Source organism: Nocardia sp. N2S4-5 (assembly GCF_044628355.1).
Taxonomy (GTDB): Bacteria; Actinomycetota; Actinomycetes; order Mycobacteriales; family Mycobacteriaceae; genus Nocardia; species Nocardia wallacei_B.
This window is the reverse complement of the sequence record NZ_JBIUPM010000001.1, coordinates 5977968-6001105: the sequence shown is the minus strand read 5'-3', so window position 1 is coordinate 6001105 and position 23138 is coordinate 5977968. Positions and strand designations below refer to the sequence as shown.

Genomic DNA, 23138 nt, shown 5'->3' with positions numbered 1-23138 from the left:
ACTCTGAGCGCCGAGACCAATACATCGTACGCACGCCCCTAGTACGGTCCCTGCACAGGAGTAACCGATGAAAAACCAGAGCATCCTCATTTCCGGTGCCGGAATCGCCGGACCGGCCCTGGCGTACTGGCTGCACGAATACAGCTTCCGGCCGACCGTGGTGGAACGCGCCCCAGGACCTCGCAGTGGTGGTCACGCGGTCGATATTCGCGGTACGGCCCGGGAGGTGGCCGCGCGGATGGATATCGTCGCGCGGGTTCGGGCAGCGGGCACCGGGGCACGCGGTATGGCATTCGTCGACAGCGCGGGCAAACGGGTCGCGACGATGGGTACCGACGTGTTCGGGCATTCGGGCGGCCCGGTCGCCGAATTGTCCATCCGGCGAACCGATTTGGCGCGGATTCTCTACGACACCACCGGCGACGCGGTCGAATACGTCTTCGGCGATGCGATCACCGCCGTCGAACAGGACGGCGACGGTGTCCGTGTCCGATTCGAACAGGGTGCATCCAGGGAGTTCGACCTGCTGGTCGGCGCCGACGGTGTGCGATCCACTGTGCGGCAGTTGATATTCGGGCCGGAGGAACGCTACCTCCGCGATCTCGGCTCCTATATGTCGCTGTTCACCGCGCCGACCGAGATGGAATACGACGGCTGGCGATTGATGTACACCGTGCCCGCGGGCGGCGGACGGCCCGGCCGGACCGCGGCCTGCTATCCGCAGCTCGAACCGGGCACCGCACTGACCGGGTTCTTCCTGCGCTCGGCGCCGCTGCCGGACATTCGGAGCGATACCGACGCGCAGCGACGCATCGTGATCGACGCCTTCGAGGACGACGGGTGGCTGGTCCCCGAAATGCTCGCGGCCATCTGGGATGCGCCCGATTTCTATTTCGACAGAACGGTGCAGGTCGACATGGACGTCTGGTCGCGCGACCGGACAGTGCTGCTCGGAGACGCCGGTTACTGCGCGTCACCGATGTCCGGTATCGGCACCAGCCTCGCACTCGTCGGCGCCTACATCCTGGCAGGCGAACTCGCCACCGCCGGCGGCGACCACACCCGCGCCTACCCCGCGTACGAGCAGAAGATGCGGCTGTTCGTGCATCGAGCCCAGGAATTCGCCCGCCGTGCCGGCGACGGCGGTCTCATGCCCGAATCACACCGGCAGCTGCGGCTGCGCAACCAGGCGATCCGAATGCTTCGGTTCCTGCCGAAACGCCTTGTCCGACGCGGCATGGAGAAGGTGGCCGACACGGTCCAGCTCGATGAATACCGCAGAGGAAAAGCCATGCGAGCGAGCACATTCCTGTGGTTCGACGGCCACGCCGAGGAAGCCGCCGACCACTACACCGGCCTGTTCGCGGATTCCGCGATACTCGAGCGGCAACGCGACGCGGACGGCCGCGTCACCACCGTCGTTTTCGAGCTGGCCGGACAGCGCTACATCGCTTACAACGGCGGACCGCAGTTCACCTTCTCCGGTGCGATCTCGCTGTATCTGGAATGTGACACCCAGGAGGAAGTCGACACCGCGTGGGCGGCCCTCACCGAGGGCGGGCAGGAAGGCCCGGGTGGCTCGCTGACCGACCGATTCGGGGTCACCTGGCAGATCGTCCCGAATATCCTCGGTGAACTACTGGCCGAGGCGGAACCCGAAGCCGCGCAACGCATTCTCACGGCGGTACACGGCATGACGAGGATCGATATCCAAGCATTGGTCGACGCCCGCGACGATAAACAGCCCGAAAGCCCTTCTCACGCATAGGCATATCGACACGGCTCCGAGAAGCTCCGACTATCGCGGGTGTACGGCTGATGGTCAAGTGGTGATGCGACGGAGCGCGGCCGGCGTGTCCAGGTCGGCGTAGGCGGTCGAATACCGATGTGCGAGAGCGAGAGCGATGTCGGGGCGCTGCCAGAGTTCGCCGGCGCTGGCGGTGGCCAACCACAGGGTCAGGCCGTGGGCCACCGACGCGCTGTAGCGCAACCAGATCTCCTCCGCGGTCGGTTTCTCGTCGGCGGGCAGGGCCAGCGTGTCGCGGTATTCGGTAAGCAGAGCGCGCTCGCTGCGGCGGCGGTCGGAGACGGTCAGCGCGCCCTGCAGGAAGTAGCCGACATCGAGCGACCAGTTGCCGCGACGGACGACTTGCCAGTCGAGGAAGCCGATCTCGCCGTCGGGGAGCAGGTAGGTATTGCCGATGTGCGGGTCACCGTGCAGCAGCGTGGGCGTGGTGGTGGTGAGGGTGTGGATATAGGGCTCCCAGACGTCATTGATCAGGGAGTCGGCGGTCAGGGCCGTCACCTCCGGCGGCGCGTCGGCGCCGAGTCGTTCGAATGTCTTCTCGATCGGCGCGGCGCGCATGACGTCACCCCACGGCCGGAAGGGTTCGAGCCAGTGCAGGTTCGGATGCCGCACGCGGTCACCCCAGTAGGCGCTGTGCAGCCGCGCGAGCGCGCGGACTCCGGCCGCGGCCTGTTCCTCCGACAGCGGTGTGGTCGCATCGAGCATCGTCGCGCCGCGGGCGGGCAGGTCCTCCATCACCAGGCAGAACCGGTCGGCCGCCGTGTCGATGGGTGCGGCGTACACCGTGGGATGGTCGACCGGCAGCGGCACACCGGCATCGAACAGGCGTGGCTCGTGGAACAGTCCGCTGGTCAGCTTGTGCAACGGAGTGTGGGCGGGATCGGTCGCCTTGACGAAGACCGTCGCGGGCCCCGTCCCCTTCGCGTACGTCAGAGCCAGGCGCGCGCGGCGGTTCGTCCCGTCGTCACGCAGCCGCACGCGCACTTCGCCGATCTCGGCATCGGGATGGCGGCCACTGAGCGCGGCGGTCATCCATTCCGGCGTGATGTCGTCCCAGTCCTGCGGCACGGTCAACTCGGCACGGTCCACTTGCCCGACCTCTCCATCGAATGTGGTTAGTATACGACCCGTGTCGTATCTCATGGAGGCTACCCGCACTAGCGGACGGTTCGGGGCGAATCGCGCGAATACCCGCGACACACAACCGCTTTCGTGCACTACCGTCGGTCACCGCGCAGACCATGGATACGCTTTCAGGCATGTCTGATGAGCGCGGCGGCAGACCACGCGACGCGCGGTTGCACGACCGCATCCTCGCCGCGACCCGTGAACTGCTGGCCTCGGGCAGCTATACGGCGTTGTCGATGGAGGCCGTGGCGGCTCGCGCCGAGGTCGGAAAGAAGACCCTCTACCGGCGATGGCCGTCCAAGGCGCCGCTGGTGGCCGAGGCGGTACTCGACGCGTACGGGCGCCGAAGTTCCTTCCGCGTCGCCGACACCGGTGATCTGCGCGCGGACCTGTCCGCGTGGTTCGCCGAGCACGCGGAATTCGTCGCCGACCCGTCGTCCGCCGCACTGATTCGAGCCATCGTCGCCGCGGCGGCAGCCAGCCCGTCCGACAGCGACGCCCTCTACCAGCAACTCAACGCTCCCCAACACGAGGGATTGATCTCCCGGCTACGGCAGGCCGCCGAACGCGGCGAAATCCGCGACGGCGTCGATGTCGAGGCCGTCGCGAACGCCATGATCGGCAGCCTCCTCCTGCACACCCTGTCCGCGTCCTACGATCCCCACCGATCCGCACCGGTATTCGACGGGTTGGTCGATGTGCTGCTGCACGGCGTGGCTGTTACGTAAGTTGGTGGTGCCGCGCTCAGAAGGCGTCGCATTCGTTCCACCAGTTGACGAGTTTGTCCATTTGGGCCCGGCCCATCCAGGCCGGAGTCAGGTACATCAAGTATGCGGCCCGTTCTGGGTCGTCCGGGAAGGTGGTGATCATGACCGCCGACTCGTTACCGTTGCGGTCCTTGTTGAAAAGCTTGTAGTTCGTATAGGCGCGGCCATCTTTGGCATCGACCGAACGATCGGCGCCCAGAGCACCGACCGCACTTTGTACATCGTCCGGAGACCGGTACGAAAGTATCGTGAATCCCGCGTCTCCCTTCCCAATGCAGCGCCAACCCCCGACCCAATTTCCGTAATCCACCTCGCCGGGTCCCACATAAGGGCGCCAATACTTGGCGATGAAACTACACTCGCGTCCCCCATAGCCGATGGGCTTACTCCCGTTGGGACCGGTAATATCGGGAGGAACCATCTTCGGAAACGCGGCACTGATCGCCTTGACGGCCGCAATAAGTTCCGCTTCGTCCTTCGCCTTTTGCGGATCGGCAGTCGGCCCGGCCGAGGTAGTTTTCGGCGCGGCAGCCGGTGACGTGCTCGTCTGCGTCCCGACCACGATGCCGACACCGACACCGAGCACGACGACCAGCGCGATACCCGCTCCCACCAGAACAGATGACCGGGAGAAAGGTCGTTTCGGCGCCTCGGAAATCGGCGGCGGCGCGTGCTGTACCCGTACGGGCTCGGGCGTCGGCATCGGGACGGGGGCCGGGACGACCGGCACGTAGCCGGATGGCGCGACACCTCTGGTCAGCGCGTGCCATGCCGCCGTGGAGAATTCCGTGCAGGAGGCGAAACGATCCGCCGGCCGTTTCGCGAGCCCGCGAGCGAACACGATATCAAGGGCAGCGGGAAGCCCCGGCCGCACCGCGCTCAACTCCGGCGGAGCCTCTTGCAGATGCCCTTTGATCACCGCTGCGGAATTCTCCGACTGAAATGGCGCGCGGCCGGACAGCAACCAGAACAATGTGCACGCCAGAGAATATTGGTCCGCTCGATGATCCAGAACTGCTCCGGTCAGCTGTTCGGGCGAGGCATAGGACAACGTCGCGTTGATCGCGCCGGCCTGTGTCAGATAGCCGGTCTCGCCGCGGAGCCGGGCGATCCCGAAATCGGCGAGAAAGGTGCGTCCGCCGACACCGTTGGCGCGTGGGATCAGGATGTTCGCGGGCTTCACATCCCGGTGCAGGACGCCCACACCATGGGCATAGTCCAGAGCTTCCCCGGTTCGACCGATTATCTGCACGGCATGATCCGGCGGCAGTACGGCCGGATCGATCGTCCCGGCATCGACGCCGTCGACGTACTGCATCGCCATCCATGGCTGATCGCCCTCGACGCCGCGGTCGTACACCGCGACAATCCCCGGGTGATCCAACCGAGCCACCAGATCGGCCTCACGCGCGAATCGAGTTCGCATCTCGTGATTCGCGAAGAGGTCACTGTTCAGTAGTTTCAGCGCGACGAGGCGGCGCAGCCGAGGATGCCGCGCAAGATAGACCGAACCCATACCTCCTCGGCCGAGGACACGCTCGATGACGTATCCGGCGCACACGTCCCCTGCGTCGAGCACCCGACCCCCTACTGCGATCCAGACCCGGACTTCGCTCCGGCCATAGGCCGACCATGCCCGCTGACCGGCCAACCGACCATACAGTAGGGTGTCTGCCAGGGAGTCAGGGCGGGAGGTACCCTTACGTGGGTCAATCACTGAGAGACGGTGAGGTTTTCGCCGGATTTCGCATCGAGCGCCGACTCGGCTCAGGCGGTATGGGGGAGGTCTATCTCGCACACGATCGTGACCTGCCGCGCTATGTCGCACTGAAAGTTCTCGGTCCCAGCGTCGCCGGTGACCCGGACGCACAGGCGCGGTTCCTACGTGAGGCCGACACCGCCGCTCGGCTGTCGCACCCGAACATAGTCACCGTCTATTCCCGTGGCCGAGAGGAGAATCGGCTGTGGATGGCCATGCAGTACATCGAAGGCACCGACGTGGGTGCCTTGTTGCGCAATGGCCCGATCCACCCGGAGCCCGCGGTCCGCATCGTGAGCGAGACGGCCAAAGCTCTTGATGCCGCCCATGACTCGGGAATCCTGCATCGAGATGTGAAGCCCGCCAACATCTTGCTGGCCAATAACAAGCTCGAACAGGTGCTGCTGGCCGACTTCGGTATCGCGAAGGCTCTCGACAGATCCAACAACCTCACCCGGACCGGCGAGCTGTATGCCAGTTTTCAATACGCCGCACCGGAGCAGTTCGACGGCCATTCCCATGTCGATCATCGAGCCGACGTCTACGCGCTGGGCTGCACGCTTTATCACATGGTCACCGGGGTCACTCCATATCCCGGCACCAACACGGGTCAGCTGATTCACGGTCATTTGAACCTGCCCATTCCACGGCCCAGCCAGCAAAACCCTTGGCTGCCACCACCCTTCGATGCCGTGATCGCTCGTGCGCTCGCTAAGAACCGAGATGAACGATTCTGGAGCTGCGGCGAACTTGCCCATGCTGCGCAACAGGCACTGACGAGTCCGGCACCTACGCCCCTACCGCCCCCGCCCGCGAAACGCCCGTCCCGCACGACCGCCAAGATCGCGGCCGGTGCGGCCGCCGGTCTTCTGATTGCCGGCGCGACAACGGCAATCGTTGTGCTGTACAACAATTGGAGCCGGGACCACGAACAGGTCGCGCTGAACCAGGCTCGCGATGCGGCAAGTGACGCGGCATGCGCCTACATACAAACGATGTTCAACTACGACTACACCGACCTCGAGCCGTACCGAACGTCGGCCATCGACGGCGCGACCGGTGACTGGAAAACCCAGTTCGAATCGTCCTGGCCAACCCTCAGCAAGACCATGACCGACTCGCACGCACATTCCAAAGCCACCGACCCCCAATGCTCGGCCAAGTCTTCGGAGAAGAACAGCGCCGAGGTCTCCGCGGTCATGAACGGCCGGTTCAGCAATGACAACAACGGCCAAGCCAACAGCGCCAAGCAGATGACCTTCAACCTCACCATGGAAAAGGTCGATGCCCGATGGCTGTGCAGCAAGTTACAGAACGTGGAGTCCGGCAACTGAACCGACCGAGTTAGCGAGCGCCTCAGCGGTCGAAGACGCCGCGCCTTTCGGCTTTCGCGGCTATTCGATTGCGGGAGGGGTTGTTTGCCGGCGGGCGTAGTCGTGCCAGTACGCCGCGATCTCCGCGGTCTGCCGCACTATACGGTCCGGTTCGGGTGGGGCGGGCCAGAACTGCAGGAGGTAACGGTCCAGCAGTGGCTCATCGTCGAGTCTGGTGTCCTTCTGCCGTGCCTGGTCCATACCCTGGGCGCAGTACCGCACCCGGTAGTCGATCTCTGACAAGTCCAGTTCCCAGAAGGCCTCGCCTGCCCACTGCATCAGCCGGCTGTGAGCCGAGACCGGATGGAAGGAGACCTCTACGACGTCTTCCCATACCGGATCGAGTGGCGGAGCCTGACTACGCACTTCCACGGTGAAACCGACGTTGCCGGTGTGCAGCCCGGTCGTGAGCCACAGTGCGCCGGGTATCGCTGCGCCGCACAGCCCTGCGCTCTGCCCGGCGAACGCATCCTTCAGATCCGGGCCGAAACTCTCGGGGTCGCTCACCGCGTAGATCTGGCCGTAGTGGACATGCACTTCGCCATCGAGCCTGCGCACGCTCTCACACCCTTCCCACCGACGAGGACCAACCGTCGCGTAGCCGCGCCACGCGCAGCGTGCCGCCGAACGGGAGGCGAGAATTCACCCCATCATCGCTGCCGACCCATGTCATGCACGTCAGCGTAGAGAACGCCACCGACACGGCCGCTCCGCAACCCTCGCGGCATGAACTCGTGCAGCAAGGGACACCCGGCAACTAGACCTACCGAGACCCGAGACCTCAGCGGTCGAAGACTCCCCGCTGCGCCGCAGAAGTGAACGCCGACCACTCGGTGGTTGTGAACACCAAGGCGGGGCCGGGGTGAGCCTTGGAATCCCGCACGCCGACAAGGTCGTTCGGGAGAAAGGCGACCTCGACGCAATTTTCGGAACCGCCACTGCGGGTGCTCTTGAACCACTGGGCGCTCGATAGGTCAAACGTCAAGGCATGTACTCCTTTGCCATCTTTCGGAGCCGGGCCCGGCTTGCGTCGGCATCCAAAGCGCTGCGCCGCAGGTCCCGGTAAGTCTGATGGTACCGCCGCACGGCCTCAGGTTTCGTAAGATACAAACCCCCCGTGAAACATTCGGTGTAGACCACTGGCGGCTCGATCATCTGACCGTTCCTGTGCTGGCCGAACTCCATGATCACAAACGGCCCTACTGCCTCACCCAGCGGGAAGCCGACACTGAACGGCAGGATCTGCACGTTGATATTGCTCCGTGTACCTATGTCCGCCAAGTGTTTCAGCTGCGCTGCCATCACCTTCGGACCGCCCACCATTCCATGTAGGACCGACTCGCGCAGGATGACGTCCAACGTCGCGGGCTCGTGTTTGCGGGTGATCCGCGTCTGGCGGCGCATACGGAGCTGCAACCGACGGGCATGCTCCTCCTGACTGTCCTCGGGATGAGATGCATGCATTAGCGCACTCGCGTATGACGGTGTCTGCAGAAGCCCTGGCACGAGTTCCGGTTCGTAGGTGATCAGTTGCTGCGCAGCAGCTTCCAATCCGACATAGAAGTCGAAGTTTGCCGGGATGACATCGCCGTACTCGCACCACCAACTCTCCTCGGTGCCCTGTTCCGCAAGCGCTTTCATCGCGGCAGTGTGCTCCTCATCGAACCCGTAGAGCTTGCACAACGCCTCGATATCTACCTCCCGCAGGTTCGCCACCATCCCCTTCTCGATCCGCTGCAACGTGCTCGCACTGCGCTGTATCAACGCCCCCGCCTGCTGCAATGTGAGCCCGCATTCCTCCCGCCCGTTCCGCAGGTACCGGCCCAGTTGCCGCCGCGGCAGCGTAGATCCGTTCTCCGACATGCCCGCCTCCCTCCAGGTTTCACATGGACCCCGCCACCCCATCACCCCGCGAACCCCCACGCCCCCGCCACCGCGGAATCTCATTCAATCTCCGCATAACCCCAGGAAGCGTTGCATTCTCAGCCCCACTCGTACCCGAAATCCGCAACAGAGGGAACCAAGTCACCCGACAGTGCGTCCAGTAAGGTAAGCCGTCGAGCACGAAGGGAGGGCCTGTCGATGGATGTGGGACAGTCGACAGCGATCGGGCTGTACCAGCAGGCGGTTGCGGGCACGTTCCAGATGGACCGCGACGCAGCCCGCAAGTGCGCGGAGATCTATCAGCGGTTCGCGGATTCGATCAGCGATATGGTGATCACCGCCAACGAGCTGCGGGTGTTGCAGGGTTTCGGCACATTTGAGTCGGCACAACATCTCCAACAGGGGTTCGAGGGCAAAGGTGTCAAGCTGATCGAAGCCCTACAAGGGTTGCGAGAAGCATCTACTCGGATGGCGGCGGCATACCTGCGAGCAGGCGGATGCGTGGAGGAAGCGGACGACATGAATACGCTGGCCATCCGGATGGCGGGAGCTGAGCAATGAGGTACGCGCGACAGAGTGGGTACTTCGTCGGCATGCTTGTGACTGCTGCTCTGATCACGAGTTGCGCGACCGACAATAATTCGTCGAGCACTGACAACGAATCCGCAACCCGCACCGCTACAGCCAGCGCCGCAGCGACCGTGAATGCCCCGAATCCGACACTGACCGCTTCGTCGCTGCAGCCCCCGCCGCAGAAGCAGTACGGGCGCCCAGGCGTCGTCTACGACCCTTGTACCTGGATACCCGACGATGTCATTGCCGGCGCAGGCTTCGATCCCGGCACCAGGAGTCGGCCCGGTGATCAAATTGCCGAAATCACCTTTCTGATCTGCCGTTTCAAGTCGAAGCCCCGCACCCTTTCAGTCCTATCGGGAAACGCGACTTGGGACGAAGATCTGCAGAAGAATCGCTCCTGGAGCGAACCCCTCACCGTCAACGGCCGAGAAGCGATGTGGGTGCGCGATCCTGGGCTCGGGGATGGATGCGCCATCGATCTGCGTACCAAGGTAGGCGTCATTAGCGTCATGTCGACTCTGACCCTCAACGGACTGAGCCAAAACCTCCAACCCTGCGACGGCCTCCTCGACATCGCCACCGCCATCGAGCCGACGATCGGCAAGGACAACTGATGACCGGTGAGACCACGCCCCCCAATCCACAGCAGGCCGTCGCGGGCTTTCTCGTCGGCGTTGACCTGCCGACCCACCAGATCATTCAGCGAGCCGAGAAGACCCAGGACGGGTCGCGAATCATGCAGGGCCAGCTGGCCTACAACAGCACCGATCCCGACTACATCCCGGATGTCGAGCATTGGAATCAAAAGGACCTGTCGCATCAGGAGATCTATAACCGCGTCCAGGAAATGCAGCCGGACGCGATGCACACGTCCGCCAAGAAGTGGGGTGAAATCTCCGCGGGTCTGGGCGGGGCGATCTTCGGACTCAACCTGTCCATACAGAAGGCCCTCTCGGACGGGATCCAGGGACAGTTCGGCGACGCCGCGCTGACCGCTGCCCGCAAATTCGTCGATCAGGCGACCGATGTGCAGGAAGTGATTCGAGTCGTCGGTCTTCGGATCGAGACCGCGGCGTACGGCGCCGAGGCCGTGAAGCGCTCCGTGCCGCCGCCCGCGACCTCCAGCCCGGGTTCGGCGACCGGTTCGCTCGCAGACGTACTCGAGACCGTGGGGGCTCAGTCGCCGGGCGCTGCGGTGACGAACGGGACCGGGGAAGAGGAGCTTTATCAGCAGGCCATCCTCGCGATGCAGACCAATTACGACCCCACATACCACCCGGCAGGCCAGGGCGTCCCGACGTTCGCCCCGGTCGACTCCCCCGGCGACGATGGGAACGGCCCACCCAACAACGGCTGGACGCCTGGCACCGGGGGCCCGAGTGCAGCCGGGACCGATGGCAAGACCGGGAGCGCCGACGGACAGTCCGGCACCGGTGAGCAGCAGGCACAGGCCGATCCGGCCGGCACCGCGACGGCGAGCGATTCTTCGAATGCCGCAGGCAGCCAAGGGAGTCAGGCCGCGAACTCGAACCAGCAGGGTGCGGGTGCGACCTCGCCGAACGGCAACCAGACGACCGCCGCGGGCTTCGGGGGCGGTTCGGGTGGTCGTGGTGGTGGCTCCGGGTCGTCGGGCGGATTCGGAAGCGGCGGCAGCGGGCGCCCCGGCGGCTCGGCAGGTGGCCCCGGGCGCAGCGGCACGGGCGTGCCGGGTGCCGGGAACCCGGCCGCCGCGGCCGCGCTGGGTGCCGGTAAAGCCGGGACGGCCGTACCCAACGGCATGCCCGGCATGGGCGGGGGCGCGCCGGGACGCAAGGGCGAGGACGACGAGAAGGAACGCAAGACGCCGGATTACCTCGTCATGGACCGTGAGGAAGAACTGCTGGGCACCCGCGAGCGAACGGTTCCGCAGGCCATCGGCGCGGATATCCCTGCGGCGCAGACCCAACCGGACAACGGCGGGGGCCAGAAAAGGTGAAGTGGGAGTTCACTCCCGACGAATTCATGCACGTCTGGGCGGAGACCGACATAGACCGGTACCCGTTCCCGCTGAAGCTGAGATCGTCGGTGCAATGGCAGAGCGAATACGCGAAGCTGAAAGAAGAGTTGCGGCAACGCCTGCCGCACGGCCACGATCCCGACCTGTCCGCAGTACTGCGGGTGGCGTCGAATCCGGCTGTGTCCCTGCTCGTTACGGGTAAACGCAAGCGTCCGGTGCGCGCGTACGGCGCAATCGACACCACCGTCGGCGTCACCCTGGTCCAACGCCCGGGCCCCACCGACGACGTGGGCGGCAATGTGATGATCGAGGTCGGTTCGCCCGCGATCGTGCCGAAGGTGTTCGCGGCCGTGCTCGGCGACGTCCCGCCCGGAAAGCACCCGCCCATGGTGGAGAGCTTCGACCGCATCCGCACCGACCTCGAATCCTGGACCGGCACAAAGGAAACCATCACCGACCGCATTCGTCGCCTGCTGGGTTCGCCGCGCGCAGGCACCGGCCACGTCGAAGTCCGGTGCGGCCTACAGGATTCGCGCCCCTTCCCACCGCAGTATTTGAGCTGGGTGGATGTCGAGGGCGACGGCCGCTACGTATATCGCCAGCAGCACAACGACTTCCACGTCGAACCCTGCTCGCAGCAGGCCATCTTGCGCGAGATCACCCGCATGACTCAGCAAGGAGTATCGGACAGGGCCGGGTAGCGGCCGGCGCGGGAACCTACCTCCGCCGCCGCAACCCCACCAACGCCCCCGCGACGGCACCCACCCCGAACAGCGCCGCCCCCGTCCGCGCGGTCATCCCCACATTCACCCTCGGCTCGATGACTGCCGGTGGCGGCGGGGGGATTTCGGCTTCGGGCTCGTTTTCGCGGGCGGTGGCCGCCCAGGCTGTGGCGAAGAGAATTATGCGGGCGGTGATGTAGGCGAAGACCATCAGGCCGATGATGGGGCCGAAGGTGACGCCGGCGGGGCTGTTGAGGACGGATTTGAGGTAGATGCTGGCGAGCTGTTTCCAGAGCTCGAAGGCCAGAGCGGCGAGCAGGGCCGCCTTCAACGCGCTCACCAAGGTCACCGGTTCGCGCGGGAGGCGGGCGATGATCCAGACGAAGACCGCCCAGGACGCGAGCACGGCGAGCACCAGCGAGACGATGGTGAGCAGCACGCCGACGCCGGGCGCGTTGTCGAGGTGGACGGATTTCAGCACGCTGCGGCCGAGACCGCTGCCCGCGAGCGCCGACAACCCCAGCGACACCACCATCGCCGCGCCGAGACCGAGCAGCGCGAGCAGGTCGGACACCTTGCTGCCGACCCAATTTCCCTCCGGCGTCTTCTGTTCCCACTGTTCGGTGAGCGCGGCCCGCAGGTTCGCCATCCACCCGAGCCCGGCGTAGAGGGCGCCGACCAAGCCGACCACGCCGACGCCGGTGCGCGACCGCACGGCCTGGTCGATCAGGTCGGTCAGCTGCCCGCCGAAGGAGCCCGGAACCTTCTCGACCACCTTCTGCTGCAACTCGGCCAGCAGGTCCGCGTTGCGCGACAGCACGAATCCGGCCACCGCGAAGCCGACCATCAGCAGCGGAAACAGCGACAGCACAGTGAAATACGTGATGCCGGCGGCGTAGTAGTCGCCGCGCTGGCGCTGATACCGCCCGCCGGCGCGAATGGCATGGTCCAGCCACGGCCGTGCCTGTACCTCACGTTCGATCCGTGCCTTGACCTTGCCGAACACCAGTCCTCCCGAAACCTGTCGGCCGGCCGCGCATCGGGGCAGCGCGTGTCACCACGAAGGCGGTCGGCGGTCGTGCACAGCCCCGCGAGGTGGACGTCAGCGGGGCAGGAACCCCACCCGGTCGTACACCTGCGCCAGGGTGTTGCCGGCGATTTCCCGAGCGCGCTCGGCACCGGCGCCGAGAATGCGATCGAGTTCGCCCTGGTCGTCCAGATACTCTTGCACCTTCGTCTGCAACGGCGTGACAAATTCGACCAGTGCGTCGGCCACATCGCCCTTGAGATCGCCATACCCCTTGCCGGAGTAATCATTCTCCAACGTCACGATGGGGCTGCCGGTGAGCGACGACAGGATAACCAACAGATTGCTCACCCCCGGCTTGGCCTCCGGGTCGTAGCGGATCTCGCGTTCGGTGTCGGTGACCGCGGAGCGGATCTTCTTCGCCGAGACCTTCGGGTCGTCGAGCAGGTTGAGCAGCCCGGTGTCGGTGGCGGCCGACTTGCTCATCTTCGACGTCGGATCCTGCAGGTCGTAGATCTTCGCGGTGCCGGAGACGATGTGCGCCTCGGGGACGACGAACGTCTTCTTGTACCGGGTGTTGAACCGCTGGGCCAGATTGCGGGTCAGCTCCAGGTGCTGGCGCTGATCCTCGCCGACCGGCACCTGATGCGCCCGGTACAGGAGGATGTCGGCGGCCATCAGGACCGGGTAGGTGAACAGGCCGACGGTGGCGTTCTCCGCGCCCTGCCGGGCCGACTTGTCCTTGAACTGGGTCATCCGGCTGGCCTCGCCGAAGCCGGTGATGCAGTTCAGCACCCAGGTCAGCTCGGCGTGCTCGGGCACCTGGCTCTGGACGAACAGCGTCGACCGCTTCGGGTCGATGCCCAGGGCGAGGAGTTGCGCCGCGGCCCGCTTGGTGCGGTTGCGCAGTTGCTTGGGGTCCTGCGACACGGTGATCGCGTGCATGTCCGGGATGAAGTAGAGGGCGTCGTAGTCGTCCTGCAGGTTCACCCAATATTGCAGCGCGCCAAGGTAGTTGCCGAGGTGGAAGGAATCGCTGGTCGGCTGGATGCCGGACAGGACACGCTGCTTGCGCTCACCGGGTGCTGCAGGACTCGACATGCACAGATCTTCGCATGCCCGGACCGGCGGACGACCGGCACCTTGCTCGCTGGAAATTCACCCGGCAACCGTGTCGCGGTAACCCGGCACCCACGTGTGGTTGGTTTACTGGGCTCATGGCCATCCTCTCCCGGCGGCATCTGCTCGGGCTGGCGGCCGGTTCGGCCACCGCGTCCCTGCTGCCGCCCGCCGTGCACCGGGCGATGGCCGCCCCGATGCGGCCGGGCGGGCTGCGGGCCATCGAACACGTGATCCTGCTGATGCAGGAAAATCGCTCGTTCGACCACTACTACGGGACCTTGCGGGGCGTGCGCGGGTTCTCCGATTCGTCGCCGCTGCGCCTGCGCAACGGCGCCTCGGTCTTCCGGCAGCCGGTGTCCGGAGTCTCGCTGATGTCGGACGCGCGCGGGTCGCCGCGGCCGGGACTGCCCGACGCGGCGGGCGGCTCGGTCCTGCCGTTCTCGCTGCGGCAGGCGGCGGCGCGGGCGGGCCGCCCCGACACCGATATCCAATACCTCGACAGCCTCGACCACGAGTGGGACGGCAGCACCGCGGCGTGGGCGCGGGGCTGGTGGGACGGCTGGATTCCGGCGAAGACCGCGGCGACCATGGCCTACTACGAACGCCGCGACCTGCCGCTGCAGTACGAGCTGGCCGACACGTTCACCATCTGCGACGCCTACCACTGCTCCCTGTTCGGCGGCACCAATCCGAATCGCAACTACTTCTTCACCGGCACCACGGGGTACGAACCCGGCACCGATGAACGCGCCGTCGACAATGCCGCTTACGAGGCCGCCCATCCCGGCTACGAGTGGACGACCTACCCGGAACGGCTGGAGGCCGCCGGGGTCTCGTGGCAGATCTATCAGGAGTGGGACAACTTCACCGACAATCCCGTCGAGTACTTCGCGACGTTCAAGCGCATCGGGAAGAAGCTGCTCTCCCAGGTCGAGGGCAACTATCCGACGACGGAGAAGTTCTACGAGGCGCTACAGCAGAAGCCACCGCCCGACCAGCGTCGGCTACTCGGGCAACTGGACGCGGCACGGGATCGGCTGAGCGCTCCGGAGCGGCGCCTGTTCGACCGGGCGATGTATCGCGGCGAACCCGACAGCCTGCTGCGGCGGCTGGCCACCGACATCGAGGAGCGGACGCTGCCGAAGGTCAGCTGGCTGGTACCGCCCGCGAAATACAGCGAGCATCCCTCCTCATCGACCCCGCTGGGCAGCGCGAACCTGATCTACCGGCTGCTCGACCTCGTCGCCGCCGACCTCGACACCTGGTCCCGCACAGCGATTTTCATCAACTTCGACGAGAACGACGGCTATTTCGACCACGTGCCCTCGCCGGTGCCACCGCCCGGGGGCGACGACTGGTACGACGGCACGCCGATCGGGCTGGGACCGCGGGTGCCGATGACCGTGGTGTCGCCGTGGACGATCGGCGGTTTCGTCAGTTCGGAGGTCTTCGACCACACCTCGGTGCTGCGGTTCCTGGAACAGTGGACCGGTGTGCGGGAGCCGAACATCAGTGACTGGCGGCGCACGGTGTGCGGCGACATGCGGTCGGTGTTCGATTTCGGCGCTGCGGGCAAACCACCGAAATTGACTGAGCCGAAAGGCATTCCGAGCCCCGCCGCCCGATGGAAGCCGGAGCCGCCGGACGCGCAGTCACTGCCCGCCCAGGAGCCCGGTGCGCGGCCCGCTCGCCCGCTGCCGTACCAACCGGCGGCCGCGGGATCGGTCTCCGGGACGACGCTGACTCTCCGGCTGACGAACAGCGGTGCGGCGTCGGCGCATTTCGTCCTCTACCCGTTCGGCGGAGTATCGGACAGCCCACGGCACTGCGATGTGCGCGGCGAGCGGACCGAGACGTTCACCGTCACCGACTCTTACGAGTTGTCGGTGCAGGGGCCGAATCGGTTCTGGTACGAAATGCGCGGCGGCACAGCGGGTCCGGCGGCGACAGTCGAGGTCGCTACGGTGCCCTCGGGAGCCGGGCTCAGGATTTCGCTGGCCAACCGGGGGCGGCGGCAGGTCACCGTGACGGTCGCGGCGTTGCGGTACGCCGGGCTCCAGGAGCGTGTCGAACTACCGGCCGGGGCGACCCACTCGCTCGAGTGGGCTACCGAAAACGGTTGGTATGACGTGGAAATCACCGCCGACGAGGATTCGGACTTCCGGCGGCGCGTCACAGGGCGCATCGAGAACGGCAAGCCCGGCGTCAGCGCGGACTGAGTATCGAATCCGCTATGAGACGCCGCGCTGCTCGTGGTTCAGCGGGTCGACACCGGGCATACTCGGCCGCCCGGAGCTGACCAGGTCATGCTCGCGACGGCTGAGCATCCGATACACCGGAGCGCTGGGCCCGGCGAGCGTTGTGCGGAGCGGGCGCGGCGCGAGCGGCGGTGTGCGATGGGCCGTGCGGACGCCCTGGGCCAGCGTGCGAAAGGCCAACTCCTCCTTGGCGCCCCACCGGATCCCGTACATGTCCCGGATCCGCGGCGGCAGGCTGCCCTGGATCAGCAGATACACACCGGAGGTCACCTGGTGCAGCGGCGCGCGCAGCGGGTACGGCACCCGCCTGCCCGCCAGATACGAGCCGACCAGACGCGCCTCCTCGGTGAGGAACACTTCGTCGGAGGCCAGATAGTCGTCGAAGAAGCGACGGAACGCGGGATAGTCGGCCGGCGCCGCCGTGCGCGGCATACCGAACAGCTCTCCCCAGCGCACGTAGTCCTGGTAGAGACCCTCCCGCTCGGCGGCGGTGAGCCTGCGGATCAGCAGATCGTGCATGACCTCGGCGGAGTCGAAGGTGAAGGCCATGGTCATGAACATCAGATGGGGGTTCGTCGCGGAGTATTCGCTGCCCTCGGGGTGGTGCGGACCGGCGTCCTCGGGCAGCGAACCCGATACCCGCGCATGCTTCTTGTGCGTGAAGGCCAGCGCCCGGTCCGCCTCCGCCCGGCTGCCCAGGAACACCGCCTCGAACAACCGGCCGGTGAGCGCGAGCCGCGTATAGGGCGTCGTCCGGTGTTCGGTGTTCTCGGCGGTCCCGACGTACAGCAGCGGGTGGACGGCCCCGACCACCAGCGCGCGCTGACCGTAGGTGAGGCCCACCGCCCGCTTGCGCATGACACGGCGAATCATCGAATCGTCGGAGAAATAGCCGGTCTCGGGCATCGTCGCCTCCTCGTCCAGGGCATCTGGCAATAGAATCCACCAGAATCGACAATCTGGCAAGAGGCACCTCCAGAATTGCTGCCGCACCTCCGCGGCGTTCGTATCCGGGGTCCGGGGGCGGGCGCGCGCCGTGCCACAATCGGAACGTGGCAGCGCAACGGACGTACGGCGGGGTCTCCGCAGCGCAGCGCCGCGCTCAACGCAGATCCGTGCTACTCGAGGCCGCGCTGGACATCATCGGCACACAGGGGCTGGAGAAACTGACCGTTGCCGGGCTGTGCACGCGAGCCGGACTGAACGAGCGCTACTACTACGAGCAGTTCGACGGCCGCGACGCCGTACTCACCGCACTGTTCGACGGTGTCGCCGAGGAGTTGGCGACGGCGATCGTGGCGGCGCTGCGGACGGCGCCCGCCGACACCCGCGACACCGCGCGGGCCGCGATCGCGGCGGGCATCCACGTGCTCACCGACGATCCGCGCAAGGCGCGGGTGGCGTCGATCGTCGGCACCGCGACACCCGAATTGCGCTCTCGCACACTCGAATCCATTCGCTCGTTCGCGAATCTCGTGGCGGCCAGCGGCATCGACTTCTACGGGCTCACCGGCGCCGAACCGGACCCGGTGATCGCCTTCCGCGCGACCTACCTCGTCGGCGGCCTCGCCCAGACCCTGACGAGCTGGCTCCAGGGCGACCTGCCCATGACCCGTGACGAGCTGATCGACCACACCACCGATATCTTCGTCCTGCTCGGGGAGGATCTGGCGAAACGCCTCCGCTGACGCACCGCGCCCGGCGACCGCGCCTCAGTCGGCCGCGAGCGTGAGCGGCACCGCGGCCAGCTCGGGACGACCTTGCAGCACAACGCGATACGCGGTGTCGCGTGTGGACCAGAAGGCGGCCGCGTCGCGCATGGCCTCGGCGAACCAGTCCATTTGCTCCGGCTGGTCGGCCAGCAACTGCTCGGCGTCGCGGACCACCACCAGGTAGCCGCGCGCCGGACCGACGAAATCGTCCAGGTCGCGCAGGCATTCGTCGAAGGCGTCCTTGTTCGCGCCGAAGTAGTACGGGAACTGGAAGGCCGCGGCGAATTCGTCGTAGACGCCCGCGAGCGTGCGCATCTTGGCGCCGCGCAGCTCACGGACGCGAAAGTTGTCGGGCGCCTGGTAGCGCACGCCGCTGAACTTTCCGTCGTCGGCGGCCAGCTCACCCACCACCGGGCCGGCGCCGGACAGGAACTGCGACAACGTCATCGGCCTGGTCATCACCGCATCCTCGTGAACGTCTCGTAGTGGTCTCCGGTGTAGTAGGCCGAGCCGTCGCTGCCGGTGACTATGCGTTCGGCGTCGCGGGACTGGCCGCGCTTCTTCGGATTCACATCCCATTCCTTGTAGGTGATCGCCTTGCCGGAGGAATCCGTTTTCGCCAGTGTTCCATCGCGATTCATCCACTGGTCACCGCCCTTGGTGCCCGGCGCACCCGCCGAGTCGGGCCAGCGCCCGGCGTCGATCTCCGCCAGCGTCTGATACGCGCGCTCGGGAACACCGGCGACTCGGCTGACCGCAGAAGTGTTGCCCGCCTTCGCCGTCGGCTTCGCCGTCGCACTCGCGGCAACGGACTGCGCGGTGCCGCTACCGGAATCGGTGCCACCGCGCAGCGCGAGCACGCCCGCGACCACCACCGCGACAACCAGACCGGCCAATACCAGCAGCGTGCGAATTCGCTTGTCGGAGAGGTTCATCGGTACTGCACCGTCACCGGGGCGTGGTCCGACCAGCGCAAGGCGTACTCCGACGCCCGCTCCACCACCGCGTGTTTCGCCCGCCCGGCCACGCCGCCGCGGGCCAGGTGGTAGTCGATGCGCCAGCCGGCGTCGTTGTCGAACGCGCGGCCGCGGTAGGACCACCAGCTGTAGGGTCCCGGCACACCCGGGTGGAGGGTGCGCACCACGTCGACGTATCCGGCGGCCAGTATCTCGTCGACCCATGCTCGCTCGCCGGGCAGGAAGCCGGCGTTCTTCACATTGCCCTTCCAGTTCTTGATGTCCAGCTCGGTGTGCGCGACGTTCCAGTCGCCGCAGATCACGAAATCACCGGTCTGCGCGCGCAAATGCGCGCCCAGGGCGCCGAGGAACCGGTACTTCTCGTCCTGCATCGGCGTGTCGGCCTCCCCGGTGTGGACGTACACACTCGCGACGGTGAGCCCGTCGAACTCGGCCTCGATATAGCGGCCGATACCGTCGAACTCCGCGCAGCCGAACCCGGTCCGCACCGCGCGTGGCTCCTGGCGAGACAAGATGCCCACCCCGGCCCGGCCTTTCGTGCCCGGTTCGGCGTGTGCCAGATGCCATCCGGCCTCCAGCGCCGGGGCCAGCGCCTTGCGCGTCTGCTCGTCGGTTGCCCGGGTCTCCTGCAGGCAGATGATGTCGGACTCGGTGGCCGCCAGCCACTCGAGCATCCCCTTGCCCGTCTTGCCGGTCGCCGCCCGAATCCCGTTCACGTTGATCGTCGAGATCGTGCAGTAGCAGGCATAGTTGTCCGACCAGGTCTGATGGAACAGCTCATGAGAACCCACAGCGACACGATAGCCCGAACCCCGTGCGCCGCACTCACCCAGCAAATTGAAATGAGGCTCGTTTACATCATGCCGTAGCGGTGATGTAGAACACATTTCCTCCGTACAATGCTGTCATCAACTCCCTGTGGACATCGAGGTCCAGGAAGGGGTGACGAACGATGACGTCCGGCACCACCCGATCCGCACTCCCGCTCGTACCGATGCAGGCACTGCACACCGGGTCCGGGGATCCGCTGCTGTTGCTGCACGGGTTCATGCTCTCGCCGCACTGCTGGGAGCAGGTGGCGTTCCGATTATCCAGTACCTGTGAGGTCTTCGCGCCGGCCTTCCCGGGCCATTGGGGCGGCCCCGATCTGGACGGCTGGTACATCGATATCGACGTACTGGCCGATCGGGTCGAGGCCCAACTCGACGAATTGGGCTGGCGCACCTGTCATATCGCGGGAAATTCGCTCGGCGCCTGGGTCGGCTTCGAATTGGCGCGGCGCGGCCGGGCCCGCACGCTGACCGCGATCGCACCCGCCGGCGGCTGGCAGTCGCCGTCGCTGCTGCAGATCCGGGTGGGGCTGAAATTCCTGTCGCTGGTGCCGGTGGTGCAGGTCGGCAAGCGACTGCCGCCGCTGGTCCAATTCAGCGCTCCGGTACGGCATTTCGCGGCATACCTGCTCGCCAAGAACACCGCCGCGGCGGCTCGGCGCGGCGTGGAGGCGGCGATCGCGTCGGCGCTGCACTGCACGGCCATGCTGCCGCTGCTGGCCGGCGGGCTGCGCATGCCCGCGCTGGAGGACATGTCCACGCTGCGCACCCCGGTGCGCCTGCTGCTCAGCGAGCACGATCGGGTGATCCCGAATCGTGCTTTCGCGCAACGGTTTCTGCGGGAACTGCCGGACTCGGCCGATCGTATTCTCGTGCACGGCGTCGGCCACGTTCCGATGCTGGAGGCGCCCGACCGCGTCGCGACCCTCATCGCCGAGCACGTCTATGCCAGCCGCACGCACCTGCGCGCGGTGTGAGGAAGGCCGGCGGATCGGTCACCACCCCTCGGCGCCGATCCGCCGGCCGCCCACGCAGGATTACGCTCCGAGTAGGCCCTTGGCGATGTGGGTCACCTGAATCTCGTTGCTGCCCGCGTAGATCATCAGCGACTTCGCGTCGCGGGCCAGCTGTTCCACGCGGTACTCGGTCATGTAGCCGTTGCCGCCGAACAGCTGCACCGCCTCCATCGCCACCTCGGTGGCCGCCTCCGAGCAGTACAGCTTGATCGCCGATGCCTCCGCCAGCGTCGGCGGCTTACCGGCGCGGGCCCGCTCGATCGAGTGGAAGACCATGTTCTGCACGTTGATTCGCGCCACCTCCATCTTGGCCAGCTTGAGCTGCACCAACTGGAAGCGGCCGATCTCCTGGCCCCACAGCTTGCGGTTCTTGGCGTAATCCACACAGAGCCGGTGGCATTCGTTGATGATCCCCAGCGCCATGAAGCCGACGCCGATGCGCTCGGCGGTGAAGCTGGACCGGGCGCTCTCGCGGCCGTCACCGCCCTTGTGCTCCTCGGTCTCGCCGAGCAGCCGGTCCCGGCCCAGACGCACGTTGTCGAAGAACAATTCACCCGTGGGCGAGGCGTGCAGGCCCATCTTCCGGAACGGTTTGCCCTGGGTGAAACCTTCCATGCCCTTGTCGAGCACGAAGGTGAGCACCTTGCGGTCGCGCTTGTCGACCCCGGCGTCGCCCTCCTCGAGCTTGGCGTAGACGATCACCGTGTCGGCGTAGGGGCCGTTGGTGATGAAGGTCTTCTGCCCGTTGAGGATGTAGTCCTCGCCGTCGCGCTTGACGTAGGTCTTCATCCCGCCGAACGCGTCCGATCCGGAATCGGGCTCCGTGATCGCCCACGCCGCAACTTTTTTCATGGTCACGATGTCTTCGAGCCATCGCTCCTGCTGCGCGAGCGTGCCGCGCGACATGATGGTGGTCGCCCCGAGACCGATGGACACGCCCAGCGCGGAGACCAGCCCCATGCACACCCCGGACAGCTCGCCGATCAGCACAGCCATCAGCGACTCCTGCCCACCGAACGGGCCGCCGCCGGATCCGCCCCGCTTCGCACCGGGTTCGGCTCCTTCGGCCTTGGCCCGCTGCTTGGCCAGCATCTTGCCGACCGCCTCGGCGCCCATCGCGTCGATGCCGAACTCTCCGAACAGCTTTCGGATCACGGGATAGGGCAGCATCTCGCCGCTCTCCAGGGCGTCCAGGTGCGGCCGGACCTCCTTGGCGATGAAACCGCGGACCGCTTCGCGGATCAGTACGTCGGTCTCGGACCATTCGAACACGTTGTTCTCCAGTGGTTTTCGGGGTTACGGCAGGCGGGCGGCGATATCGTCGATCAACCAGGGGCCCTCGGTCTCGATGGTCTTCACGTCGTGCCAGCCGGCCAGCTCGGAGATGGCGCCGCCCTGCACCGCGAACACCTTGCCCGTGATCGCGCACTTGTCGCCGGCGAGATAGGCCACCAGGGGCGAGATATTGGCGGGACTGAACGCGTCGAACTCGCCCTCCGGGACCTCGGCGGCGAAGATCGCGCCCATGCCCGGGGTGGCGAGGGTCAGCCGGGTGCGGGCCATCGGCGCGATCGCGTTGACCCGCACCCCGTACCGCTCCAGTTCGTCGGCGGCCACCAGGGTGAGCGCGGCGATCGCGGCCTTCGCGGCCCCGTAGTTGGCCTGCCCGGCATTCGGGACGGTGACACCCGAGGCCGAGGCGGTGTTGACGACGGCGGCGTTGGGCCGGTTGCCCGCCTTGGCCTGGTCTTTCCAGTACGAGGCCGCGTGCCGCAGCACGTTGAAATGCCCCTTCAGATGCACCGCGATCACCGCGTCCCACTGGGATTCCTCGAGCCCGGCTATGAAGCCGTCGCGCAGGATGCCCGCGTTGTTGACGACCACGTCGAGTCTACCGAACTCCGAAACAGCCAGGTCGACAAGGTTTTTCGCACCCTCCCACGTGGCGATGTCGCCGGTGTCGGCGACCGCCCGGCCGCCCGCCGCGGTGATCTCGTCCACCACTTCCTGCGCCGGACCGGTGTCCGCGCCCGTCCCGGTATTGTCGCCGCCGAGGTCGTTCACCACGACCGCGGCGCCCTCCCGCGCGAACAGCAGCGCGTGTTCGCGGCCGATGCCGCGGCCGGCGCCGGTGATGACGGCGACCTTGCCTTCCAGTGCGCCCATCCGTAACTCCTGTCTGTG

23 protein-coding genes are annotated in these 23138 nt (G+C 66.3%); 10 read left to right on the top strand and 13 right to left on the bottom strand.

All coding sequences use genetic code 11. The annotated features are described in order from the left end of the window. The first annotated feature begins 67 nt into the window (after nucleotides 1–67). Entirely contained in the window at nucleotides 68–1768 is a 1701-nt protein-coding gene (locus tag ACFMRZ_RS27595; protein ID WP_400181315.1) for a VOC family protein, read from the top strand. Between the two features lie 54 nt (nucleotides 1769–1822). Here the strand turns inward: ACFMRZ_RS27595 and ACFMRZ_RS27590 are convergent, their stop codons facing one another. Further along, on the bottom strand, nucleotides 1823–2896 hold the full coding sequence (locus ACFMRZ_RS27590; RefSeq protein ID WP_400181314.1) for an aminoglycoside phosphotransferase: 1074 nt from the start codon (nucleotides 2894–2896) through the stop codon (nucleotides 1823–1825). 170 nt (nucleotides 2897–3066) lie between these two features. Here ACFMRZ_RS27590 and ACFMRZ_RS27585 point away from each other — a divergent pair, with 170 nt between their 5' ends. Further along, nucleotides 3067–3663 carry a TetR/AcrR family transcriptional regulator gene (locus ACFMRZ_RS27585; RefSeq protein WP_400181313.1) on the top strand — a complete coding sequence of 199 codons (597 nt, stop codon included), beginning with the start codon at nucleotides 3067–3069 and terminating at the stop codon, nucleotides 3661–3663. A 16-nt stretch (nucleotides 3664–3679) separates the two neighbouring features. On the opposite strand, the gene ACFMRZ_RS27580 is transcribed toward ACFMRZ_RS27585, so the two are convergent. Next, the gene (locus ACFMRZ_RS27580; RefSeq protein WP_400182984.1) at nucleotides 3680–5263 is read right to left on the bottom strand and encodes a serine/threonine-protein kinase; all 1584 of its coding nucleotides are present in this window, start codon (nucleotides 5261–5263) and stop codon (nucleotides 3680–3682) included. A gap of 143 nt (nucleotides 5264–5406) precedes the next feature. Here ACFMRZ_RS27580 and ACFMRZ_RS27575 point away from each other — a divergent pair, with 143 nt between their 5' ends. Then, complete coding sequence (locus tag ACFMRZ_RS27575) at nucleotides 5407–6795, top strand: serine/threonine-protein kinase (protein WP_400181312.1); 1389 nt, start codon at nucleotides 5407–5409, stop codon at nucleotides 6793–6795. 60 nt (nucleotides 6796–6855) lie between these two features. Here ACFMRZ_RS27575 and ACFMRZ_RS27570 read toward each other — a convergent pair whose 3' ends face one another. The 3 genes from ACFMRZ_RS27570 to ACFMRZ_RS27560 form a co-directional block, all read right to left on the bottom strand. After that, entirely contained in the window at nucleotides 6856–7392 is a 537-nt protein-coding gene (locus ACFMRZ_RS27570; protein WP_400181311.1) for a hypothetical protein, read from the bottom strand. Nucleotides 7393–7615: 223 nt separating this feature from the next. Next, entirely contained in the window at nucleotides 7616–7819 is a 204-nt protein-coding gene (locus tag ACFMRZ_RS27565) for a DUF397 domain-containing protein (protein ID WP_400181310.1), read from the bottom strand. Next, on the bottom strand, nucleotides 7816–8697 hold the full coding sequence (locus ACFMRZ_RS27560) for a helix-turn-helix domain-containing protein (RefSeq protein WP_400181309.1): 882 nt from the start codon (nucleotides 8695–8697) through the stop codon (nucleotides 7816–7818). Before ACFMRZ_RS27560 ends, ACFMRZ_RS27565 begins: the two co-directional genes overlap by 4 nt. Nucleotides 8698–8916: 219 nt before the next feature. On the opposite strand from ACFMRZ_RS27560, the gene ACFMRZ_RS27555 reads away from it, so the two are divergent. Genes ACFMRZ_RS27555 through ACFMRZ_RS27540 form a run of 4 tightly spaced genes read left to right on the top strand, consistent with a single transcriptional unit; the run spans nucleotide 8917 to nucleotide 11991 of the window. Next, nucleotides 8917–9279, top strand: a complete 363-nt coding sequence (locus ACFMRZ_RS27555) for a hypothetical protein (RefSeq protein ID WP_400181308.1) — start codon at nucleotides 8917–8919, stop codon at nucleotides 9277–9279. Nucleotides 9280–9311: 32 nt separating this feature from the next. Then, nucleotides 9312–9908: a DUF3558 domain-containing protein gene (locus tag ACFMRZ_RS27550; protein ID WP_400181307.1), complete on the top strand. Its 597-nt coding sequence runs from the start codon at nucleotides 9312–9314 to the stop codon at nucleotides 9906–9908. Further along, the gene (locus ACFMRZ_RS27545) at nucleotides 9908–11269 is read left to right on the top strand and encodes a hypothetical protein (protein WP_400181306.1); all 1362 of its coding nucleotides are present in this window, start codon (nucleotides 9908–9910) and stop codon (nucleotides 11267–11269) included. Before ACFMRZ_RS27550 ends, ACFMRZ_RS27545 begins: the two co-directional genes overlap by 1 nt. Then, complete coding sequence (locus tag ACFMRZ_RS27540; protein WP_400181305.1) at nucleotides 11266–11991, top strand: ESX secretion-associated protein EspG; 726 nt, start codon at nucleotides 11266–11268, stop codon at nucleotides 11989–11991. The genes ACFMRZ_RS27545 and ACFMRZ_RS27540 overlap by 4 nt, the downstream gene beginning before the upstream one ends. Before the next feature lie 16 nt (nucleotides 11992–12007). Here ACFMRZ_RS27540 and yhjD read toward each other — a convergent pair whose 3' ends face one another. Both yhjD and trpS read right to left on the bottom strand, forming a co-directional pair. Next, nucleotides 12008–13018: an inner membrane protein YhjD gene (yhjD, locus tag ACFMRZ_RS27535; protein WP_280363412.1), complete on the bottom strand. Its 1011-nt coding sequence runs from the start codon at nucleotides 13016–13018 to the stop codon at nucleotides 12008–12010. Between the two features lie 96 nt (nucleotides 13019–13114). Beyond that, nucleotides 13115–14140: a tryptophan--tRNA ligase gene (gene trpS, locus ACFMRZ_RS27530; protein ID WP_400181304.1), complete on the bottom strand. Its 1026-nt coding sequence runs from the start codon at nucleotides 14138–14140 to the stop codon at nucleotides 13115–13117. A 116-nt stretch (nucleotides 14141–14256) separates the two neighbouring features. On the opposite strand from trpS, the gene ACFMRZ_RS27525 reads away from it, so the two are divergent. Then, a complete protein-coding gene (locus ACFMRZ_RS27525; protein ID WP_400181303.1) occupies nucleotides 14257–16380 on the top strand; it encodes a phosphocholine-specific phospholipase C in 2124 nt (707 codons plus the stop codon). Nucleotides 16381–16392: 12 nt separating this feature from the next. Here the strand turns inward: ACFMRZ_RS27525 and ACFMRZ_RS27520 are convergent, their stop codons facing one another. Beyond that, nucleotides 16393–17325 (bottom strand): oxygenase MpaB family protein, encoded by a 933-nt coding sequence (locus ACFMRZ_RS27520; RefSeq protein ID WP_400181302.1) that lies wholly within the window; start codon nucleotides 17323–17325, stop codon nucleotides 16393–16395. A gap of 146 nt (nucleotides 17326–17471) precedes the next feature. Here ACFMRZ_RS27520 and ACFMRZ_RS27515 point away from each other — a divergent pair, with 146 nt between their 5' ends. Next, nucleotides 17472–18107 carry a TetR/AcrR family transcriptional regulator gene (locus tag ACFMRZ_RS27515; RefSeq protein WP_400181301.1) on the top strand — a complete coding sequence of 212 codons (636 nt, stop codon included), beginning with the start codon at nucleotides 17472–17474 and terminating at the stop codon, nucleotides 18105–18107. Nucleotides 18108–18131: 24 nt separating this feature from the next. On the opposite strand, the gene ACFMRZ_RS27510 is transcribed toward ACFMRZ_RS27515, so the two are convergent. The 3 genes from ACFMRZ_RS27510 to ACFMRZ_RS27500 are packed head-to-tail and all read right to left on the bottom strand — an operon-like array spanning nucleotide 18132 to nucleotide 19782. After that, complete coding sequence (locus ACFMRZ_RS27510; RefSeq protein WP_400181300.1) at nucleotides 18132–18590, bottom strand: barstar family protein; 459 nt, start codon at nucleotides 18588–18590, stop codon at nucleotides 18132–18134. Continuing rightward, nucleotides 18590–19066 carry a ribonuclease domain-containing protein gene (locus tag ACFMRZ_RS27505; protein WP_280273077.1) on the bottom strand — a complete coding sequence of 159 codons (477 nt, stop codon included), beginning with the start codon at nucleotides 19064–19066 and terminating at the stop codon, nucleotides 18590–18592. The genes ACFMRZ_RS27510 and ACFMRZ_RS27505 overlap by 1 nt, the downstream gene beginning before the upstream one ends. Beyond that, the gene (locus tag ACFMRZ_RS27500) at nucleotides 19063–19782 is read right to left on the bottom strand and encodes an exodeoxyribonuclease III (RefSeq protein WP_400182983.1); all 720 of its coding nucleotides are present in this window, start codon (nucleotides 19780–19782) and stop codon (nucleotides 19063–19065) included. The genes ACFMRZ_RS27505 and ACFMRZ_RS27500 overlap by 4 nt, the downstream gene beginning before the upstream one ends. 278 nt (nucleotides 19783–20060) lie before the next feature. Between ACFMRZ_RS27500 and ACFMRZ_RS27495 the strand changes: the two genes are divergently transcribed. Then, nucleotides 20061–20915 (top strand): alpha/beta hydrolase, encoded by an 855-nt coding sequence (locus ACFMRZ_RS27495; protein ID WP_280273075.1) that lies wholly within the window; start codon nucleotides 20061–20063, stop codon nucleotides 20913–20915. Nucleotides 20916–20975: 60 nt separating this feature from the next. Here the strand turns inward: ACFMRZ_RS27495 and ACFMRZ_RS27490 are convergent, their stop codons facing one another. Both ACFMRZ_RS27490 and ACFMRZ_RS27485 read right to left on the bottom strand, forming a co-directional pair. After that, nucleotides 20976–22226: an acyl-CoA dehydrogenase family protein gene (locus ACFMRZ_RS27490; protein ID WP_400181299.1), complete on the bottom strand. Its 1251-nt coding sequence runs from the start codon at nucleotides 22224–22226 to the stop codon at nucleotides 20976–20978. 24 nt (nucleotides 22227–22250) lie between these two features. Further along, on the bottom strand, nucleotides 22251–23120 hold the full coding sequence (locus tag ACFMRZ_RS27485; protein ID WP_280272463.1) for an SDR family oxidoreductase: 870 nt from the start codon (nucleotides 23118–23120) through the stop codon (nucleotides 22251–22253). Nucleotides 23121–23138: the final 18 nt, after the last annotated feature.

Excerpts from the sequence above, each read along its gene's own strand:
- ACFMRZ_RS27595 (WP_400181315.1), top strand. The coding sequence starts at position 68 with ATGAAAAACCAGAGCATCCTCATTTCCGGTGCCGGAATCGCCGGACCG.
- ACFMRZ_RS27585 (WP_400181313.1), top strand. The coding sequence starts at position 3,067 with ATGTCTGATGAGCGCGGCGGCAGACCACGCGACGCGCGGTTGCACGAC.
- ACFMRZ_RS27560 (WP_400181309.1), bottom strand. The coding sequence starts at position 8,697 with ATGTCGGAGAACGGATCTACGCTGCCGCGGCGGCAACTGGGCCGGTAC.
- ACFMRZ_RS27555 (WP_400181308.1), top strand. The coding sequence starts at position 8,917 with ATGGATGTGGGACAGTCGACAGCGATCGGGCTGTACCAGCAGGCGGTT.
- ACFMRZ_RS27550 (WP_400181307.1), top strand. The coding sequence starts at position 9,312 with ATGCTTGTGACTGCTGCTCTGATCACGAGTTGCGCGACCGACAATAAT.
- ACFMRZ_RS27545 (WP_400181306.1), top strand. The coding sequence starts at position 9,908 with ATGACCGGTGAGACCACGCCCCCCAATCCACAGCAGGCCGTCGCGGGC.
- trpS (WP_400181304.1), bottom strand. The coding sequence starts at position 14,140 with ATGTCGAGTCCTGCAGCACCCGGTGAGCGCAAGCAGCGTGTCCTGTCC.
- ACFMRZ_RS27525 (WP_400181303.1), top strand. The coding sequence starts at position 14,257 with ATGGCCATCCTCTCCCGGCGGCATCTGCTCGGGCTGGCGGCCGGTTCG.
- ACFMRZ_RS27520 (WP_400181302.1), bottom strand. The coding sequence starts at position 17,325 with ATGCCCGAGACCGGCTATTTCTCCGACGATTCGATGATTCGCCGTGTC.
- ACFMRZ_RS27510 (WP_400181300.1), bottom strand. The coding sequence starts at position 18,590 with ATGACCAGGCCGATGACGTTGTCGCAGTTCCTGTCCGGCGCCGGCCCG.
- ACFMRZ_RS27505 (WP_280273077.1), bottom strand. The coding sequence starts at position 19,066 with ATGAACCTCTCCGACAAGCGAATTCGCACGCTGCTGGTATTGGCCGGT.
- ACFMRZ_RS27500 (WP_400182983.1), bottom strand. The coding sequence starts at position 19,782 with ATGCTCGAGTGGCTGGCGGCCACCGAGTCCGACATCATCTGCCTGCAG.
- ACFMRZ_RS27495 (WP_280273075.1), top strand. The coding sequence starts at position 20,061 with ATGACGTCCGGCACCACCCGATCCGCACTCCCGCTCGTACCGATGCAG.
- ACFMRZ_RS27485 (WP_280272463.1), bottom strand. The coding sequence starts at position 23,120 with ATGGGCGCACTGGAAGGCAAGGTCGCCGTCATCACCGGCGCCGGCCGC.